Genomic DNA, 20,647 nt, shown 5'->3' with positions numbered 1-20,647 from the left:
CTAAAATGGGACAACAACATGAAAATTACCAGGGTACGCAAAGCTACATTAGCAGGTCTGATTTCGTTGGCGCTAGGTACTTCGCATTCATTTGCTGACAATGAAATTAGCAAGCCAGCCGGCGCAAAAGGGACTGGCATGGTTCAACCTTTTCAAGCAAGAACGAATAATTTTTGGTGGCCAGAACAATTAAACTTATCTCAACTTAGAGACCACGATAGCCGCTCAAACCCACTTGGTGACGACTTTGACTATGCAAAAGCATTCTCCTCACTTGATTTAGACCAAGTTAAAGCTGATGTGAATGAATTACTGACCACTTCGCAAGATTGGTGGCCAGCAGATTATGGAAACTATGGCCCTTTCTTTATTCGACTTTCATGGCACAGTGCAGGTACATACCGTACGTTAGATGGTCGAGGCGGGGGCGACGGTGGTCAAATGCGCTTCGACCCGCTTAATAGCTGGCCTGATAATGCAAGCTTAGATAAAGCACGCCGATTACTTTGGCCAATAAAGCAAAAGTACGGTAAAGCATTATCGTGGGGAGATCTCATGATACTTGCCGGCACGGTAGGTATGGAAAACATGGGTTTTGATACCTATGGTTATGCCGGTGGTCGAACAGATGACTGGGAACCTGATATGGTTTATTGGGGGCCAGAAGTAGAAATGTTGGCGAGTGATCGCGAAGAAAAAGGCGGTGAGCTTCAACGCCCACTAGGCGCGACTCACATGGGTTTAATTTACGTTAATCCAGAAGGGCCTAAAGGTGTACCTGATCCTATGGGATCAGCGAAGAATATTCGTACCGCATTTAATCGTATGGCCATGAACGATGAGGAAACAGTGGCGCTAATCGCAGGTGGACATACCTTTGGTAAGATGCACGGCGCTCACAAGCCTGCCGACTGTTTAGAAGCAGAGCCTGGTGGTGCAGGTCTTGAAGAACAAGGCTTAGGTTGGAAAAACAACTGCGGCAAGGGGCATTCTGAAGATACAGTTACGAGTGGTTTAGAAGGGGCGTGGACGCAGCTTCCAACGCGATGGACCAGTTTATATCTACAAAATCTATTAGGTTTTGAGTGGAAACAAACTCGTAGCCCTGCAGGCGCTATTCAATGGATACCTACTGATGAGTCGGCGCAAACCGCAGTGCCAGACGCTCATGTAGAAGGGAAGCGACACGCGCCAGTGATGACAACAGCAGACCTCGCCCTTAAGTACGACCCTGAATATCGCAAGATAGCGGAACGCTTTCTTGCTGATCCAAAAGAATATCAAACCGCCTTTGCGAAAGCTTGGTTCAAGTTAACTCACCGCGATATGGGCCCTAAAGCTCGTTATCTTGGAAACGATATTCCTGAAGAAAATTTTGTATGGCAAGACCCGGTTACTAACACTGATCACAAGTTGGTAAGTGATGGCGATGCTAAAAAGTTAAAAGCGGCTATTTTAGATTCGGGCCTTAGCGTACAACAGTTGGTTAAAACAGCGTGGGGCTCTGCAGCAAGCTTTAGAGCATCAGACTACCGAGGGGGCGCAAACGGTGCGCGTATCGCACTTGCACCACAAATGGATTGGTCGGTAAATGAACCTGAAACCGTTAAAGCTGTTATATCTACGTTAAAAGAGATACAAAAAGACTTTAATGGCGGTAAAGCATCAAGCCCTAAAATTTCGTTGGCTGACCTCATTGTATTGGCAGGTGGAGCCGCTATTGAAAAAGCGGCTGCCGATGCAGGCGTTGAAGTTTCGGTACCGTTTGTTCCAGGGCGTGGTGACGCTACGCAAGCGCAAACTGATGTGAACTCGTTCTCACTGTTAGAGCCAACAGCTGATGCATTTCGAAACTACTACAATGCAGAGACTAGCTATCGCTCACCTGCAGAAATGTTGGTAGATAAAGCCGACCAACTGAACTTAACCGTTCCAGAAATGACGGTGTTAATTGGTGGTATGCGTTCCTTAGGTGCAAATAATGGCAATAGTACTCATGGTGTGTTCACAAGTAATGTGGGTACGCTGAACAACGATTTCTTTACTACATTGCTTGATATGAATGTTAAGTGGAGAAAAACAGACGACGCTGCGGTTTATGAAGGCATAAACCGTAAAACCGGTAAAGTGCTCTACTCAGCTACACCTGTTGATTTAGTGTTTGGTTCAAATAGTGAATTGCGCGCCGTGTCAGAAGTTTACGCTTATGACAATGCAAAAACTAAATTCGTCGAGGATTTTGTAGATGCGTGGACAAAAGTGATGACACTAGACCGCTTCGATTTACGTCATGACTTAAGCAGTCCTTTGAAGCGCTAAAGTTAAAGATTAACTTACTTATTAAGAACGCGGGCATGCCCGCGTTTTTTTATTGCTAAGAAATTAAACACTACGTGAAAGAAGTAAGAAAGATACCAAAGATTAACGCTGCACCTGCCGCAAACTTTCTATACACTGAATAGCTAAGATAAAAAACAATACGCGCTAGCAATGTTGTAATTTACCTCCTTGCGTTGCCAGAGAAGCAACTGCATAGAAGTGACTATGAAGGCATGACAGTCAGAGCAGTGAAGTCAGGTAGTGAAAGCGATATGTTGAAGGCAGAAAATATCTGCAAAGTCGTGATGAGAAGGTAGTGATTGATACTGATGCATCAGCTAATAACCCATAAAACCACCTAGCATACCTAAGTATTTAATAAATAATCATGGCAACTATACAGCGACAGCTTGTGAACCTCGAAATACTAGCCGAAGATTTGGCTTCACTTTCAAGTGAACAGTATGGGGGCGAGCAGCATATTAGGCTCATTGAAGAATACAAAGAAGCCCTTGACCACTTATCAGATAGTGCCAAACCAGAAACGGAAAGTGGTTTTAAAAAAAGGCTGGCGACATCTACGTTAGCCCACGTTCTGGAAAGTAAGCAGATGATAGGTGTACATCTAAAACTCATTGGTTACGTGCTCACCTTTTGGGATGCAAATCAAAAAGCCAATCTAATATTAGACAGTAACTTTGGTGAAAATGCCGACAAACGCTTAGAGTTGCTACAAGTAAAAGCCATAAGAGCCAAGGCTCAACTAAAAACGGTGGCCCATGCTATGGGGCAGGCCGATTATCAAAACTTTATCGACCTGCTAAATCTGCGTGATGCCCAATGGCAGTGGGATGTGTTACTTTCTCGCTACTAGGGCGTGGTATTTCGAATACCAATACCATTTTCGTTGACCACACGCACTTCACGTTGAGGGAAGGGGATTTCAATCTGGTGCTCTCGCAGTGTTTCGAACACGGTTAATAAAAGGTCGCCGCCAACGCGGTTTTTTCCATCATCAACGCCATCCATCCAAAACTCAACGAACATATTAACGCCTGAGTCACCAAAACTGTCAATTTCGCAATCAGGCAGTTCTTCAAAGGGTATGCCTTCGCCGCTAATAACTTGAGGATGTTGGGCCACTGCATCTTTTATAATTTCTACCATTGCTCGAATATCAGTTTTATAAGCAACTGAAAAATCGATGCGGTAGCGCTGTTTCGGATCTTTGTGGGTCCAGTTTATAAGTAATGAGCTAATAAACTTTTCGTTAGGTACGAGTATGTCTTTACCGTCGAAAGTTTCCAGCACCGCGTAGCGCATTTTGAATTCCCGCACTATACCTTTTTGGCCATCTTCAAGTTCTACGAAATCACCTACCGTAAGCGATCTATCAAGCAATATAATAATGCCTGATATAAAGTTTGAAGCGATAGATTGCAGTCCCAAGCCTAAGCCCACACCCAGTGCACCACCGAAAACCGCCAGGGCAGTTAGGTTTATTCCCATTACGTTGAGTAGTAGCAGGAATACAATGCAAAATAAGGCAACTTCAAAGAGTTTAGCGAACACTTCCTTCGTAGACACATCTAGCGTGGTGTGGCTGCGAATAATGTCTTTTCCGAGGGTATTCGATGCTCGGCCTAACCAAAACAACAAGCCGCCGAAGAGGAATACCCTTGTTATTCCATAGGCTGAAATATCGACATTACCAATGGATAACGACATCGATTCTAACGCACCGGTAACAACCGGTAATACACCGACTAGGTGTAGAAATAAAATAGGTAAGCCTATCCATCGCATGAAACCAGCGAAAACGGGGTTGTCTATAAAACCGCTAATCATGGAAGCAACAAATAACATGACTGCCACAACAACTGCTACTTCAAGCACCCAAGCATCGAACTGAAATTGCTCACCTAGCACCGTAGTCAATTTTAGTATGCTGATGGTAATGACGGGGAATAGTGTACCGCCAAGTTTGAATAGCATGTTGTGTAATGTATGTGCCCCGCTTTTTGGCGCTTCCCGTGTAAACTTAAAAGGCTTTCTAACTTGCCTTGCTAGAATAAAGGCAAGCGCGTATATCACCGCAATGAGCAAAACTTGAATGAGAAACGTCGAGGTATACACCGATGCTTGTATCAGGGTCCATTTTTCTTGTATGAAGTCGAAAAACGTATTTAGGATCATTTGATTATAATTCGCAAAACCATGACGAGCAGAATACTCGAAATTATAGACTAAACAATAGCGCGCTTTTTAAACTGATTTTTGCATGCCGTAAAGCAATTTCGTACACAGAATACGTATTTATACAAAACTATCCTGGTTGATGAACCTAACGTTATAGGCGCTCATTATTTATTGGTAATGCTTATTGGTAATATCTTTTCTTGTTTGTGGTTGACAAAGTGGCGTGATGTTTATATATTTTGAGCTGAAGTTAACGCGACTAATGCTGACGCGCTACTTTTTAGACATCCGTATTAGTAAAAACAGATTTACTCAAATACAAACTCATATCAAGAAAAATAAAAATACTCTGAGTACCCTACTAAGTAACAGGCTTCGAAAGAAGCCTGTTTTGTTTGTGCTAAACGCAAAAGGATTTTCACCATTTAAGCGAGACAGGTGATTTATTTACTTAGATGAGAAATTGAATATAAGCCCCTCGTCTTATCCGTCTTGCGTTTAACCTCTTCTAACTCTCTTGCTTCACTAGCATCAAATAATGCATTTATTAAACGGTTAAAATGGCTGTGCATGGCTTTGCGAGCCGCTGCCGTGTCGTTGCTAGCAATTGCGTTGAAAATTTCCGTGTGCTCTTTTATTCGTTGGTCAATACCTTGAGAGCAGACATCGTTATAGGCCGCCACTATTTCAGGTGTTGAACGACGAAGCTCCCATAAATTTTCAACCGAAAGCTGCACTGCATGGTTATGTGTGGCTTGGGAAATAATATGGTGGAAACGTTGGTCCGCTTCATCAGCAAGAGCGGGGGAGGCCATATCTGACAAGGCTTTTTTAAGCGCAGTCACCTCGTCGTCGCTTATCGTAGATGCGGCCAACGCAGCAGCTTCTCCTTCAATCAATGCTCTGGCTTGAGTAAGCTCGAAAGCACTAATAGGTTTTACTGTGTGCTGGGGATTTTTTTGCGCTATTACATAAACACCTGATCCAGTTTTCACTTCCACTCGTTCGCGAACCTCTAGTGCGATTATTGCTTCACGAATAGTAGGGCGGCTCACGTTGTAGGTCTGTGCTAGCTCTCGTTCCGCTGGCAGTCGACTCCCAGCTGGGCATATACCTTGATCGATTAAGTCTTCGAGTTTTTCTACAATACTCCAGAAAAGCCGGCGAGATTTCATGTTTTAACCTTATTTACATATATTGGTAACGTCGCTGTTACACAGATTGTAGCCTGAAAGTGTGTCTATTCGCAAAGTGCGACAAATATCGCAATGCTAATCACAAATAAAAGCATGATTAAATTTCTAGATATTCATGCTTGGTAATAACTGGTCATTGCTCTGGTAAAATAAATTGGTTGTATTTGGTCGTCCAATTGGTTAGATTGTGTTTTTCGTGTGACATTTCTTTTACACAAAATGAACATCGTAAATGGCTTATATGGCCATGGTTGGCGAGCAAAAAGTGAAATCAGTATAGGTTCAGTGCGATTAGGCGAGACAGCTGTCATATCTAGTTATACTGGATAGCAGTGAACGATATCGACGATAGTCCCATAAAAGTGGCGATTAGGTAAGCGAAGTCTATCTGTAATCAACCTTTCGCTGGCCTTCGGATTGAACGGCTACTACGTTAAGTAGACAGTGCATATTAAATTGGAGTCTGTGTAGCATGAGAGTTGGTTTTATTGGCGAATGTATGTCAGAGCTTAGAGAAGCCGAAAACGGCTTACTCTCTCAAGGTTTCGCAGGTGACACGTATAATTCAGCCGTTTATATGAAACGTACATTTCCTCAACATGATGTTTATTACATCAGTGCCGTTGGCAAGGATGCGTTAAGTGATGAAATGGTCATGCATGCTGTCAATGAAGGAATAAATCCACGATTTATTGGCAGACATGAAGAGAAGCACCTAGGTCTTTACCGTATCTATACTGACGATACTGGTGAACGCTCGTTTGTTTATTGGCGTTCGGATTCTGCTGCAAAAAGCATGATGCAAACCCTCGACAGCAACGATATTGCCGCAATGACCGCCTTCGACATGGTGTTGTTTAGTGGCATTAGCTTAGCGATAATAAACGAAGAAGACCTTTCGACGTATTTTTCTTTATTAACCCGATTAAAGTCGGCTGGCGTTAAGTTAGTCTTTGATATCAATCACCGCCCCTCGTTGTGGAAAAGTAAAGACGACGCCAAGCGTCTCTATGCTAAAGCTTATGAGCTAGCAGATATTATTCTTCCTGGTATTGAAGACTTCAACTTCTTATATGGCATAGACACTATTGACGAAACACTGAAATTTTTAAGTGATTACACCTTCGACGAAGTGATTATAAAAAATGGCAGTGACGCTGTTACCGTTATCAACCAGCAGGGCGATATATCTCAAGTCCCGCTTACGCCCGTTGAGAATGTGGTCGATACAACATCTGCAGGAGATGCCTTCAACGGCGTTTATCTTGGGGCAAGACTAGAAGATTCGTCACAAAAAGAAGCGGTCGAGAAAGCCTCCAAAAGCGCGGGATTTGTTATCCAGCACAAAGGCGCCATTGTGGATGCCACCGCTTATAGCCTCTTTAGTAAAAATTTAACCTGATCCTTACGCAAAATTACACAGAGAAAACTATGAATTCTATATCTTCAATTATGGGAGAGCAGAAGCTTTTACCTATTATCCAAGTCAATAACGCAGACGATGGTGTAGATATCGCTAAAGCGATGTATGAAGCGAACTTGCGCACGGTAGAAGTGGTACTTCGCTCAGAAAAGTCTGCCGAAGCCATTACAGCGATAAAAGCAGCTCTACCTGAAATGATTGTAAGCGCGGGAACGATTATCGATGAAGCTTCATTGAAAATTGCTAAAGACGCGGGCGCTGATTTCATAGTGACGCCAGCCGTCACCGAGCGCTTACTCACAGCATTAACAGCTTGTGGATTACCTGTATTACCAGGCGTTTCCACCGTTGCTGATATTGTATTAGCAAGAGAACATGGCTTTCGTGAAATGAAGTTGTTCCCAGCGTCACTTTCAGGTGGTGCTGCATTCTTAAAAGCCGTTGGTGGTCTATTTAAAGATACACGTTTCTGTCCAACTGGCGGTGTATCGGAAAGTAACTACCAAGACTACCTATCCATGAGCAATATCTTTGCTGTGGGTGGAACGTGGGTAGCAAAGCCTGAGTGGGTTGAAGCGAAAAACTGGCAAGCTATTACTGATGCGTGCCTAGACGTTAAATAGTCAAGAAAACCGTCAATTCTACAAGTTGCTGCCAGAGTAAGGGGCTTACCCTTACTTCTGGTAGCCCGTCTTTTTTACTGCAAATGATTTTTCTCTTAACTTACTGGCAAAATGGTGTAAACCACTGCGTTTTCACTAATGAGATAGTCAATAATAGGCTGTTTTGCACGCAACTTTGAATAAGCGCTTTCAAGCGAATTCGATAATTACGTATTGAAAACGGAAATATAGAATCACCGTTATACCATTTCTTGTATCTATGCATACGAGCTTAACGATCAAGGTTAAAAATTAACCTAGCGAGTGAGGCTAAACAGTGGTAATATGCGCCCGCATTTTGTAGGTACTATTTTAATTTGATAATTGTTTCTGCTTTTATAATTACTATTGCAAGTCCCTCTCGCGTTTCACATTACGAACTTTACCGTTTTACACCTGCTTCAGACTGATAACCCTTCAGCGCAGACCGGTTACGTTGCGTAACCTAATTTTTATTTCCAGGAGTTATCCATGTCTTTTTCTGAGTTGGGCCTAGCTGCCCCGCTACTACAAGCTATTGAAAAACAGGGCTATACAACGCCTTCGCCAATTCAGCAGCAAGCTATTCCCATTATTCTTGAAGGCAAAGACATACTGGCAGCAGCACAAACAGGTACAGGTAAAACCGCGGGCTTTTCTTTACCTTTGCTACACCGTTTATTGGATGGCAGACCCGCTGCATCTAATTGTGTTCGCGCACTTATTTTAACGCCAACCCGTGAACTCGCGGCTCAGGTGGAAGAAAACGTAAAATCGTTTAGTGAATTTTTGCCACTTAAAACCGCCGTGGTGTTTGGTGGTGTGGGTATTAACCCGCAAATGAAAGCGCTACGCTCAGGTGTTGATGTACTTATCGCCACCCCAGGCCGCTTGCTTGACCTTTACCAACAAAACGCGGTGAAATTCAGCCAACTAGAAACTTTGGTGTTAGATGAAGCGGATAGAATGCTAGACATGGGCTTCATCCATGACATAAAGCGTATTCTTAAATTGTTGCCAACTAAGCGACAAACTCTATTGTTCTCAGCCACGTTCTCGTCTGAAATAACCACGCTGGCGCAAACTATTACGAACAACCCTGAAAAAGTGTCTACGGCACCTGCTAATACTACTGTTGAAACCGTTCTGCAGCATTTAGTGCCTATCGACAAGTCTAAAAAAACAGCAGCCTTAATTAGTCTAATTAAGAAAAATGGTTGGAAGCAGGTGTTAGTGTTTAGTAGAACTAAGCATGGCGCTAACCGTATTGCAGACAAACTGAGTCGAGCGCGTATTCCCAGTGCAGCAATCCATGGCAATAAAAGCCAAGGTGCACGTACTAAGGCGCTGTCTGAGTTTAAAAGTGGTGACATTGATGTGCTAGTAGCAACTGATATCGCTGCCCGAGGTATCGATATCAACGAGCTACCGATTGTTATTAATATCGACTTGCCAAACACGCCAGCTGATTACGTTCACCGAATTGGCAGAACTGGTAGAGCAGGGGCGAGTGGTCAAGCATGGTCTTTCGTTAGTATTGATGAACTAGATCAACTTAAAGATATCGAAACCCTTATTCAACAACTGCTTCCGCGCCACGTTATTGAAGGTTTCGAGCCTCAAGCTAAAGTACCAGAAACTACATTGTCAGCGCCTAAAAAGCCAAACAAGCCTAAGCGTCCGCGCCAATCTCAAGGTGGCAATGGTAACGGTAATAGCCAAGGTGACAGGCCCGCACGTCGTTCAGGTAGCCGAAATGGACCTCGTGGGCAGGGCAGACCGGGCGGTTCTGGCAAGCCAGGCGGCTCTGGAAAACCTAGTGGTTCAGGTCGTTCAAACGCTGGCAAACCTAGCTCGCGTAGAGCGCCAACGAGTAAAGCTTAAGATTATCATAGCGGCAGGTAAGACTACTGCCGCTAATGGCTAACCGCAAACTACTCGCTGCCATTTTCTTGTGCAAACTTTACTATCAAAAATTTCTCGCGGCTAATCCTCTGCTACTAATTCACTGCAACAGTTAAGGCTAAATAAAGCGTTTATCTTTGCTTCGAAGTGCAAGTAACAATCCACAGAAAGCCAATATATTTATCAATGTGATGGCAATAATTACTCCTGTAAAACTTTCAGGAAATAAGCTCACCATCCCTGACTTATCGTCATATAAATTGAGTTGCTGCATTGCGCCTTGTGTGGTGAATTCTGCGGCATTATTTTCGTTTCCCGTTGTGGGTGGAGTTAACACGCGTTGCATAACCGAAGCAGGAATATCGGCTTTTTCATTTGTCCATTTACCTAGCTCTCTAGCGGCTTCATCTTGAATGTGGGCAAACCCTTCCGTTCCCCAGCGACCTAACGTTAAATAGCTAAGTAGAATTTTTATATTGTTATCTAATGGCGCAATAATACCAGCAAGCATAATCTGAGGCATAAGGGCGATAGGTACAAAGGTCATGACTTTTTCGGTTGTAGTGAAAACTGCTGATAGAAACAATCCGAATAGGGTGGCAGAAACCGATAACAGCAGCATAAAGAGCGCGGTGCTACTTATACTCCATAATTGTGTCTCTTCACTAATGCCATTAACGCTATTACCGCCGCTGTAAGCTAAATGAGTAATCCCGATGAATATGGCAACTTGAATGCAGGCAATAATCGACAGTACCGTTAATTTAGATGCAATATAATTAAAGATGTTTAGGTTATACATGCGTTCTCGTTCATAAATGGGCAGTTCTGATACTATTTCCTTGGCAGCGTTGCTTACGCCAAACCACACGGCGGAAACCGCCATCATAAACATTACGCTGACCTGTAACTTGCTAAATATGAAGACCAATAACCCCCCAATAATAAGAGGCTGAGCAAGCAGTAGAAGCAAATTGGCGTGGTCGTTAAGTTTGATATTAAAATAGCGAACACATAGCCAGAAATATTGCCCTAAAAGCGCGGTATTCGACTTATTCGCAAGTACTTCCTGCTTAACGCTAAGTTCAGAAGCCGGGTTTTGACTCACCCAGTGATCGTACCAACGCTTGCCTTGATTAGGATTTTTCATCATAGAATACACTTCAATGATATTGTCTTTTTCGAAGTGGTTAAGCAGCTGGTTTTTATCGCCGTAGTAGGTCTGATATCCCCCCTTCGACAAAAAGATAACCTGATCAACATAGTCTAAATCCGAGGGTTTATGCGTTACCATAATAACCGTTTGGCCTTTACTCACTAGTCGCCTAATACACGATAAAAAATCTTCAATAGTTTCGGGATCTAAAGGGGAGGTGGGTTCGTCAAGAAACAGTATTTTAGGATCGTTAAGTAGTTCTACAGCAATAGATACTCGTTTTCTTTGCCCGCCGGATAAATCACTCACTTTACTCTTTCTGATAGCGTCGGTATCTAAGTTTAAACTTGCCAATACCGTACTAATTTTATTTTTGATTTCCTGCTTTGTTACGTCGTCTGAAATGCGTAATTTGGCCGCGTAAAAAAGGGTCTTTTCCACACTTAATTCACCGTGCACAATATCGTCTTGGGGCACGTAGCCAATGTATTTCTTAAGGGTATTGTAGTTACTATTATTAAGCTTTAAGCCTTGAACAGTAATCGCACCTGACGTAATAGGATTGGCGCCATTTAAGCCTTTCAAAAGGGTTGATTTACCGCATCCAGAAGGGCCCATTAGGGCAATAAATTGCTGACTGGGTATTTTCAAACTCATGGTGTTCAGGCCAACTATCCCCTTGGCATAAACCTTTTCAATATTATCTGCCACAATGGCATATTTGAGTTCTACAGTTCCGGTTTGAATCGCAAACGTTGTAGTACCAATAGTAATTTCGTCAGTGGCGGTGATGTTTACTGAGCCAGCTATTCTTTCGCCGTTTACAAAGGTGCCATTGGTTGTATCAAGATCTTTAAGGGTAATGCGATTATTAGAAAGCGTAAGCAACGCATGTTTGCGTGAAGCTTGTAGCGAATCAATTACGTAATTGCAGTCGTAAGAACGACCAATTAATACTTGCCCGTGGGTTAACAACAGTTGATGAAGCTCGTCATTTCCTGATCCGCTGTGGGTTATAGGCCCTTGCGGTGCAGCATCCAAATTAGACGCCAAATTCAAGCCCTGTCCGGTTAAATGTGAAGTCGATGAAGGCGATGACGTAGTCGGTTTTAGTGTATTGGGTGGTGAATTTGAAGCTAGTTGCTCTGCAACAGATGAAAGCTGAACGTGAATGCTGCCATTGGCCAATAAAATAGTACTGGGCAGTTGTACTGCATAGGTTTGCCCCCCAATCAATCTCACGTCGCCAATAGCGCTGCCATTAGAGCTGTTATTATCGGTAACAAAAATCTGCCCATCTGTGTAGCGCAACGTTAAATGCCGCCGCGATAATAACTCAGCATTAATGCTTGAATAGCAAGTGTCAGAACGACCAATATCGAACTCACCGTTTTGCGACAGGACAAATTCCGACTCAACCCCACTCAAGGAAGTTATGGTAACGCTTACTGCTTGTAACTCTGCCATTTTGTTCTCTTTAACATAGGTTGGCGCTTGCAGTGCTTCGCTCAATTTACTTTGAAAACATAACTAAAGTCAGCAATACGAAGAAGCTGTCCGTGCCTAATGGGTGCTGGTGTAAAAGCCTGGAGTCGCTCACCGTCCAGCAAAGTACCGTGTGTTGAATTTAAATCTTCAACCGTGAAACTGCTGCCTTTTAATTTAATTCTTAAATGCCGTCTGGATATTCGTTCATCTCTAAGCTGCAAATGCACTAACTCCAAAGCTCGGCCAATCACAAAGCCTTCACCCTTAGCCGCGGTAGCAACAGAAATATCAAGTTTTTGGCTGCCCGCAAGCGATTGTAAGTAACAAGGCGACGCGAGTGACACCGACGTTAGAGAAGGGGAGGATTGCCTTTCAGGTTGCTTAGAAGCTGAACTGGCAGTTCCGCTAGTGGTTTCATTAGCTGTTCGACTTGACGCTCGGCTTGCATGCACTGAAGTACTGGTCGATGAAGCTCTAGTTGCCGAAATATAAGCGCCATACCCTACAGGCCCTTCGTTTTTGCTATAAGCAGGCTTCAATTTAAATAGCGCGAGCAATGCAATACAAAGGCCTACACCGCCTAACACCAATATAATGATGAGTTGATTGTCGTGTTGTGTTTCACTAGGGGCGGGTGTTTGTTCAGGCCTTTTTTCAGGTGCAGGAGGAGCAGGCACCGTTTCGGTTTGTTTTTGCTCTGGTTCTGGCTGGGGAGCTGGCTCTGGCTCTGGTTTAGGTATAGGAGTAGTTTCAGGTTCAGGCTCTATTTCTGGAATTTCTTGAGGCATACTCCACGCACCGGATACGCCTACGGCATCCATTGCTTGGTGCACCGATATCCATTCTTTTGAGCCTTTCCCATGTAATGCCTCTGCGGCCAATGCGTAGGCAAAGCGAGCGTCTTCAAAATTGGAACTTTGCACCAGAAGTTTAGATGCTGCTTGTGCAACTATGTGCACTGCCGAGGATAGCCCAATAGCCACTACCTTATCCGTCCCAGAATGGCGTGGATGCGGCCCACCATTGGCCATTAAATAGAACGCCATATTCATTATGGAAGAGTTTATATGCACGCCCCCCCGATCTTTTTTAATTGGCCAACTGAAAAAATCATCCATGTGATCGGGGTAACTGCCTTGTCCAAAATCAAGAGAACTTGGGTCGGCTAAATCCCTTTCTGGACCAGAAGGCATCCGTAATATCCAGTACTCCCTGGGAATTTTGATTGAATTGGTTTGTTTATTTGCATGCTCTAGCCAAATTCGAAATGCAATGCCGATGGAGTCAGCAATCGATTCATTTAACGCCCCTGACTGAAATGAATATTCAAGATTACTGCCATTTGAAACTATGCCATGAGCCAGTTCATGCATAGTAATCTCAATAAAATGAAGGCCTTCCTCTGGCACATATAAAGACTGTTTCCGCGACATCCACATGGCATTGAACACATCGCCGTAACACTGAATAGTGGGCATGCCCTTTAAAAAATGCACATTGATAAACATGTTCAATCGTAAACCATTCCCGTCAATGCTATCCATACCCAGTACGGCATCTATAAATTCATAGGCATCACCTAATAGTGTAAATGCAGTTTCAACAGAGGCATCATTACTTGGGGTGCTGCCTTCGGTTCGCGCATGCATTTTCATAGCTCGCGCTTCAACGCGATCGGTGAGGGGGGGGATAAGAGGGAATTTAACTTTAAATTCGTTGCACGCTGCTACAAAGTTATTTACCTGCCGGTGCATTGCAGTGTGAAATAAAGGTATTCGGTCTAACTCTTCACCGGTAGATGCATCAATAAAAACACGCTGTGAAGGGGCAAACCCCAATTTAGTTGTAAACTCACCTTCGAATTCATAAGCCAGAACGTGGTGACCTTCTGGCGATGGCCAATACACTAACCTAGACGCAACATCAGTCTCTTTGGCACTTTGCAATCTTGAGAGTGCATCTGCCTCGCTAAGCATTGGAACTGTTGTGCTTGTTGAAGAAATATTACCGTGCTTACCCAGAACATAAGCCGGCTGATTCTTCTCATTCAAAAGCAAACGGGACTCCCCATTCACCACAGGAACCTTGTTGTATTTTTGGAAAACAGACACTACACGAAAGCTATTTAAAAGCTGTTCTTGGTCTTTTGTATCTAGGGTGTTGTGTTCATCTAAATTAAATTGTGCAGATAAAGCATTTTTTACCCAGGCTTTTCTTTCAGCTGCCGAAGAAAGTATAGATTGGTTCTCTAGTGGCTTTGGTGCACGATTTACACCTATTTTCTCTGCTGCAAGCGTGGGTTCTAGCTGAAAGGAGAAAAGAAGCCCAAGCCATAACATGCCCGCTATTCGGCGCTTGCTAAATGAAAAATTAGTCTTTTTCATTTTCTGAAGCTTCATCTTCAGAGGCAATATCCTCAAAGCTTATCTCTTCTTGGCCCCCAGAGATATGCAGGCTAATTTCTTCGACAATCAGGGCATTAGTACTGTCTAGAAATAACATGACTCGTTCGCCACTTGCTTTTTCGACTTCTGCTCGCCATATGAGTAAATAGCTATCTTCTTTTTTAAAGATAATTAGCTGAGGGGCTTCAAGTACATTTAAGCGAGTGCCAATTTCATCTTCAGCCAATATGACCGCTTCTTTTGCAGATAATGTAGGAGAAATATCTATGTCGATATCATTGAGTGTCTTACTGTCTATGTTGGCTATTTTGCCATCTCGAACTAAGGTGATGGTTTGGGCACCATATACAGGTAAGTCTTTATAAAATTGTTGAAATTTAATAACCTGACTATTACCTATAACATTACCTCGGGTAGTGACTTTAAGCGTGTCGTTTTCACCTAAACCTCCTTTTTGCCTTATGACGTCTTCGGTTTTTTCGATAGCATCATCGATATTCAATATAGGGATATTAGGCGTCTGTCTACGGGTTTCTATATTCCCTGATTCGCCCGTAGAAGCTTGAGTGCCTATAGCCTCTTTTGATGATTTTCCTTGGGGTTCAGAAGGCGTGGTTTTATTTTGTTCACTTGTCTGTTCAGGTTTTTGGTCGGGCGCCTGTCCTGATGGTTGCTCTGATGACTGCTTAGAGGGAGAAGTCTTCCCCGATGTGGGCAAGGGCTCAGGTAAATCATGCGTGCTATCAGTACTACTTAGAAAGTAATACGTCAGAGCGATAACAAAAATGATGCTTCCCAAACCTAGCAAAAATTTATAGTGGTAAGTGGTTAATTTGGTTGATGTATTCTTGTCATTCGATGACGTAGAGCCTTCAGCGGATAAAGCGCCTTCAGCGGGTTTAGAGCCTTCAGCGGATAAAGCGCCTTCAGCGGGTTTAGAGCTTTCAGCGGATAAAGAGCTTTCAGCTGGCAAAGCGCCTTCAGTACGTAAAGATCCCTCAACTTCACTTTCTTGGTGCCCCGCGGCAAGGGATGGGGGAACGAACATGGAAGAACTATCTTCACTCGGAGGTAATTTCACAATAATTGCGGTGGTATTATCGTGGTGCGTCTTACCTGACACCTGCTGTTCTATCAGTTCTTCTAACGCTTCCGCACTCTCAATTTTTTCTATTGCAACGCCTAACGCATGTTGATTAAAAAGCTCCCAAAACCCATCGGAGCAAATCAAAAAAGTGTCTCCGTCAGGGCTATAATGCTCAATAATGGGAGAAGGAGGTTCACTACCGCCAATACTCGAATAAATTTTATTTTGATCTGGATGAGAGGCAATTTCATCATCTGAAATGTCGCCTTTCAAAGCGTGGAGTTGCGCGAGAGATTGGTCGATGGTCCGCTTAATGAAGTTTTTATTGGCAAACTGAATAGTTCGACAATCACCCACATGCATAGAGACGTAGATGCTTTTTTCTAAATGAATATACAGCACACTCACCAGAGATTGCGCTTGGTCGAATTTTGCATTTCCAGAATCTATTACTGCCTCATGAGCACAGAAGGCTAATTCGTTAAGGAAAGTGTCGGGGTCGATAACACTTTCAGATTCCTCCCATTTAACCTTGCACGTTTCAACAACTTTCTTAGCGGCAAACGCGCCCCCTTCATGCCCACCCATACCATCGGCCACCACACACAGTAACTCATCACACTTAGAGTGTGTTAAAACGGCAAATGCATCTTGGTTTTCATTTCGCTGGCCGATATGACTAGCTGAGAAAACGCGATATTGGTTTTGCATATTCCCCTCCCATAAAGCAACACAGCGATTAATGGCGTTATTAATAATGCATCGCTAAACATCCATCACACGATGGCAGATAAGGACATTAGGTTTGGTTGTTGCCGGTAAATCGGATAGATAGACACAGTAGTGAGTAGTGCGAGGGGAGATGTAGTTTTCATATTTTTACCTGTCCTTGGTGTCGTCAATGTCGCATTTATATATATTTTTTATATATTTCATAACTGCGTAGAACGACGAAAAGAGGCAAATTCTTTTCACTACTAACTACGAGTATTGATCATTTTTCGTACCGTGGCTAGCGTTTAAAAAATAAACATATTATGGGCGGGGAAGTTATTGCACCGTCATTTTCTTTGGTGTATACCTTTTAGGGTTGTTTAAAAAATGATCGATAAGGGCTTTCGTATTTTGTAAAGTTTCCAAAATTAGCGCTATAAGGCGCCACACAATCTAACAAAATTTTACGATAAAAATTTAAAACAAGAATTGTGAGTATACAGGTAAGTATTTTACCACTGCAGAGGGACGAATGAGCAGTAAGGTACACAAACTGGCGTTGCCAGCTGGCACGCAACTTCAACAATATCAAATTGAGTCAGTCCTTGGGGTTGGAGGCTTCGGTATTGTTTATCAAGCCCGCCATACACACCTTGAATCTTTGGTGGCGATCAAAGAGTTCATGCCACAGCACTGTGCTACCCGCGAAGGTCAAACGGTTTACCCCCTCAGCCAGTCTGATGAAATAGAGTTTGAAACAGGCATTCAAAAATTTCTCGATGAAGCAAAGCAGCTTGTTCAGTTTGATGACCATCCTAATATTATTCGCTGCAAGGATTTCTTTAAGCACAATGGAACGGCGTATTTAGTGATGAATTTGGAGCGAGGGAAAGAGCTCGCTCAAATACTCAAAGCCCATACCGCACAAGGCAGTCCACTCACTGAAGCGCAAATTACAAAGTTGATGATTCCAGTGTTAGAAGGGTTGCAATACATACACGAACAAGGTGTTTTACACAGAGATATTAAGCCTGCTAATATTTTTGTTCGTTCAATAGATGAGCGCCCGCTACTGATAGATTTTGGCGCGGCGAAGCAAAACTTCGGTCATACTCAAAAGTCTGAAAATCAGATGCAAACTTATGGATATGCACCTTTAGAGCAAGTCGGCTCTGAAGGTGAACTAGGGCCATGGACTGACATTCATGCTGTGGGTGCCATGATGTGGCGTATCGTTCTTAACGCTAACCCACCACGTGTGGAGGATCGCACTGCTCGGGTGCTTCAAGGGCAAGCAGACCCTGCATTAACACGTATTGATGAAGTTAAAGGCCAGTATTCTGAAAATTTTATTAATACGATTAAAAAATCGATCGCGATAAGGGTAAGTGAGCGATTCCAAACGGCTAACGAGGTTATCGCAGCGCTGCAAGGTGTACCGGTTTCATCAGATGTTTATGAGGGCACGGGCGTTGGGTTGGATGAGCAACAAACCACGCGAATAGATTCACCTGATTCGTCGGCTCATTCGACACCTGGTTCATCGACAAGTTATCCGCCTCATGTGGCGCATATTCAAACCTCACATGCTACTTCACCGCCGACTTCGAATGTAAGTTCTAGTGCTGGGCCTATTAGTTCCGCCCCTATTCCCGTGAGCAGTAATACCGGCTACCAGACAGGGCCGACTACTAATGGTGCTGAGCCACAGTCTTATCAAAATCAACCTCACCATCGGGCTCCAGCATCTAAAAATAATAGTTTCAAAGTATGGGTTGGCGCACTTTGCTTGGCTGTGGTGGTGTTGCTTGGTGTCTTTTATGGCTTGCAGTCGACTGACAGTAGTACCGCATCTACGCAAGTATTAGTGAACGAAGAGATAGATATTATCTATTCTTTGGTCACTAAGGCAGAGATGGATAACGACAGTAATACTATTGAAAAGAGAATGTTATGCGCGATGCAAGACATCGATGATATGGATGAAGCCGGGGAGCGAAATATAGAATTGCTTCGCTCAGGTATTGAAAATCGGACTTTAAACATTGAAAAGAATTTAGCCAAAGCCAGAGAGCGAGCTTTCGATTTGGTGACTCGTCATCAATCTTCGTCAAGCCGAATTGACAGTGTCTTTGACGACATGATTAGTACAAATCAACAGCGCGGGAAATACGATAAAGCTGATTATCTCACGTCGCTAAAAGCACTTATTCAAGAAGCATCGTTGTTAAGTGAGAAATCTAAAATCACCGCGTTACTCGAAAAGCGCATCACGGTGACCCCGACAGATTGCAGTTAAGACTACGTACGAGATACATACGAAATACAAACTTGAAAGACGTCTATCAATTTAATAGGGATTTAAACGATGAATACGTTAAACAAAGTAGTACCAGCTAGCATTGCATGCTTACTCTTAACAGGATGCGCAAATACAGCAGAAAGTTTGATGGGGGCTTTAACGCCAGAGAGTAATCAGGGAAGTAGTGAAGGTGGTATGGACTTCAGCTCATTTGAAGTGAGTTCGCCAGTTGAAGAATTAGGCAAAGAGGACATCAGTACTGCTCGGACTGTTGGCCAAGTTATTGGCGCTATTGTTGGAGGATTCGCGTGCTATAAGAAATTTAACGGCAACACGCTGCTTATGGCGGGATGTGCCACGATCGGAGGGATAGCAGGCGATAAATTGGGAAAATACATAGGTGAAGCGATAGCCATAAGACGAATGAATTATGCCAGTAATTACGAGTTCTTAGAGTCAGAAATTGAAGCGTCTGAAAACGCGATTAAAACACGTGAAGACGAGTTAGCACAAACCAAATTAAATATTACCACCATGGAAGATAGGGTTGAATTACTTAAAAGTAAAGCATCGTTAACTAAAGCTGAAATTGCTGAGGCAACAGCACTTCTAACTGAAGTTAAAGCACTGCGAGAAAAAAATAAAATGCTTGAAACTCGGTACGAAGAAACGCTTGTGTATTTAGACAGTGCACTTGAAGACAGCGAAGAAGAAATTGCGTCGCTAACAGAAGATAAGGCAAAGACTCAACAGGCGCATGAAGAGCTACTGGCTAAGCGTAATCAACTTTCAATGCAGCTGGCCTCTATTCAAACTCAGTCGTCACAACTCGATGAGCAAAGTACCGCACTTACTAGCCTAATTGCAGGCTAAGGAGCTTAGAAATGAACCCTTTTAATAAAGTCGCTGCGGTAATGTTAAGTGTAATGGTGGTGGGCTGTGCAGTATCTGCTGATCCTAGAGAACAAAGCACGGCGGATCGAATTTGGGCAAGTGTTAGCGGGCTCGATGAAAAAACCATTGCGAGTATGCAGGAAAAACTGGATACCTTAAACAGCCGAGTGAAAGGGGTAGATGAAGAAGTAGATTATTATAAAAGTCAGCTTTTTTTAGTTAAAAAAGAGTTATCTACCTACGAACTCACCGAGCAGCAGCTTGCCGATTTAAAACAGGAAATAGCGCAAGTTGAACAGCAAACCCTCGCACTTGATCAACAGAACAAAGACAGTGCTCAGCTCATTGAAAATAAAAATGCGCAGCTTCGCGAGAAAAAAGGTAGCCAAGATGAACTGGTTAAAGATTTAAAGCAATTAGACTCACAAGTAGACAGCGTGGAAAAGCAGGTGGGTATTGTATCTACAGGTATAAAAGACATTGTGGCCATGCGAACCCGCTACTCATTGGAAGAATAATATGGCGTTTGTAACCTATACCGTAGGCAGGTCGAGTCAAGCTGACATTTGCGTAAACGACCCAAGTATTTCTCGCATTCACATGGAAATCACTATTACCAGTGGTGGGCGTTATTTTTGTGCCGATCATGGGTCTTCCCACGGCACTTTTTTTAATAAAAACGGCGAGTGGAAGCCGCTTAAGCAAGGCTACATAGACGGAGCCGATTCCCTCGTATTGGGAACGAAAAAAATTAAGTTCAGTAGCATTATAAATTCCCCTGCAGTGGCTAGCTTTTCAAAGCAAAAAGACGTGAATGAAGATGTCGAGCCTATGTCATTCAAGCCTATTCGCAACTCTGCTACGGGTGAAATTGAATCGTCCTCGTAAATAGCTAACATGAAACATGGATTGATAAAC

General features: G+C 43.3%; 14 protein-coding genes. 9 read left to right on the top strand and 5 right to left on the bottom strand.

The features are described 5' to 3' along the window. The first annotated feature begins 18 nt into the window (after positions 1-18). The gene (gene katG / locus AVL57_RS16515; protein WP_061093601.1) at positions 19-2,319 is read left to right on the top strand and encodes a catalase/peroxidase HPI; all 2,301 of its coding nucleotides are present in this window, start codon (positions 19-21) and stop codon (positions 2,317-2,319) included. A gap of 388 nt (positions 2,320-2,707) precedes the next feature. Continuing rightward, positions 2,708-3,193: a hypothetical protein gene (locus tag AVL57_RS16510; protein WP_057789474.1), complete on the top strand. Its 486-nt coding sequence runs from the start codon at positions 2,708-2,710 to the stop codon at positions 3,191-3,193. On the opposite strand, the gene AVL57_RS16505 is transcribed toward AVL57_RS16510, so the two are convergent. Together AVL57_RS16505 and AVL57_RS16495 are read right to left on the bottom strand one after the other, a co-directional pair. Continuing rightward, positions 3,190-4,515 carry a mechanosensitive ion channel family protein gene (locus AVL57_RS16505; RefSeq protein WP_057789476.1) on the bottom strand — a complete coding sequence of 442 codons (1,326 nt, stop codon included), beginning with the start codon at positions 4,513-4,515 and terminating at the stop codon, positions 3,190-3,192. The genes AVL57_RS16510 and AVL57_RS16505 overlap by 4 nt on opposite strands. Before the next feature lie 446 nt (positions 4,516-4,961). Continuing rightward, positions 4,962-5,693, bottom strand: coding sequence for a FadR/GntR family transcriptional regulator (locus AVL57_RS16495; RefSeq protein WP_057789480.1), 732 nt, complete (start codon positions 5,691-5,693; stop codon positions 4,962-4,964). 520 nt (positions 5,694-6,213) lie between these two features. Here AVL57_RS16495 and AVL57_RS16490 point away from each other — a divergent pair. From AVL57_RS16490 to AVL57_RS16480, 3 genes are all read left to right on the top strand, one after another. Next, on the top strand, positions 6,214-7,116 hold the full coding sequence (locus tag AVL57_RS16490) for a sugar kinase (protein ID WP_231701231.1): 903 nt from the start codon (positions 6,214-6,216) through the stop codon (positions 7,114-7,116). Between the two features lie 29 nt (positions 7,117-7,145). Beyond that, positions 7,146-7,760: a bifunctional 4-hydroxy-2-oxoglutarate aldolase/2-dehydro-3-deoxy-phosphogluconate aldolase gene (eda, locus tag AVL57_RS16485; protein ID WP_013782684.1), complete on the top strand. Its 615-nt coding sequence runs from the start codon at positions 7,146-7,148 to the stop codon at positions 7,758-7,760. A 510-nt stretch (positions 7,761-8,270) separates the two neighbouring features. Next, positions 8,271-9,662 (top strand): DEAD/DEAH box helicase, encoded by a 1,392-nt coding sequence (locus tag AVL57_RS16480; protein WP_057789485.1) that lies wholly within the window; start codon positions 8,271-8,273, stop codon positions 9,660-9,662. Positions 9,663-9,801: 139 nt separating this feature from the next. On the opposite strand, the gene AVL57_RS16475 is transcribed toward AVL57_RS16480, so the two are convergent. From AVL57_RS16475 to AVL57_RS16465, 3 genes are read right to left on the bottom strand one after another with little or no spacing between them, the layout of a single operon-like run. Beyond that, on the bottom strand, positions 9,802-12,306 hold the full coding sequence (locus AVL57_RS16475) for an ATP-binding cassette domain-containing protein (protein WP_138118244.1): 2,505 nt from the start codon (positions 12,304-12,306) through the stop codon (positions 9,802-9,804). 41 nt (positions 12,307-12,347) lie between these two features. Beyond that, positions 12,348-14,711, bottom strand: a complete 2,364-nt coding sequence (locus tag AVL57_RS16470) for a M4 family metallopeptidase (protein ID WP_158443223.1) — start codon at positions 14,709-14,711, stop codon at positions 12,348-12,350. Beyond that, the gene (locus AVL57_RS16465; RefSeq protein ID WP_057789492.1) at positions 14,698-16,530 is read right to left on the bottom strand and encodes a PP2C family protein-serine/threonine phosphatase; all 1,833 of its coding nucleotides are present in this window, start codon (positions 16,528-16,530) and stop codon (positions 14,698-14,700) included. The genes AVL57_RS16470 and AVL57_RS16465 overlap by 14 nt, the downstream gene beginning before the upstream one ends. A gap of 535 nt (positions 16,531-17,065) precedes the next feature. Here AVL57_RS16465 and AVL57_RS16460 point away from each other — a divergent pair. From AVL57_RS16460 to AVL57_RS16445, 4 genes are all read left to right on the top strand, one after another. Continuing rightward, positions 17,066-18,832, top strand: coding sequence for a serine/threonine protein kinase (locus AVL57_RS16460; RefSeq protein ID WP_057789494.1), 1,767 nt, complete (start codon positions 17,066-17,068; stop codon positions 18,830-18,832). Between the two features lie 69 nt (positions 18,833-18,901). Beyond that, the gene (locus AVL57_RS16455) at positions 18,902-19,708 is read left to right on the top strand and encodes a hypothetical protein (protein ID WP_057789496.1); all 807 of its coding nucleotides are present in this window, start codon (positions 18,902-18,904) and stop codon (positions 19,706-19,708) included. A gap of 11 nt (positions 19,709-19,719) precedes the next feature. Then, the gene (locus AVL57_RS16450; protein ID WP_057789498.1) at positions 19,720-20,247 is read left to right on the top strand and encodes a hypothetical protein; all 528 of its coding nucleotides are present in this window, start codon (positions 19,720-19,722) and stop codon (positions 20,245-20,247) included. 1 nt (position 20,248) lies between these two features. Next, a complete protein-coding gene (locus tag AVL57_RS16445; RefSeq protein ID WP_057789500.1) occupies positions 20,249-20,617 on the top strand; it encodes an FHA domain-containing protein in 369 nt (122 codons plus the stop codon). The last annotated feature ends 30 nt before the right edge of the window (positions 20,618-20,647 follow it).

The sequence above is a fragment of the Alteromonas stellipolaris genome (genome assembly GCF_001562115.1).
GTDB lineage: Bacteria > Pseudomonadota > Gammaproteobacteria > Enterobacterales > Alteromonadaceae > Alteromonas > Alteromonas stellipolaris.
Note: the sequence above shows the minus strand (reverse complement) of the source record. Positions and strands in the feature narration are given on the sequence as shown.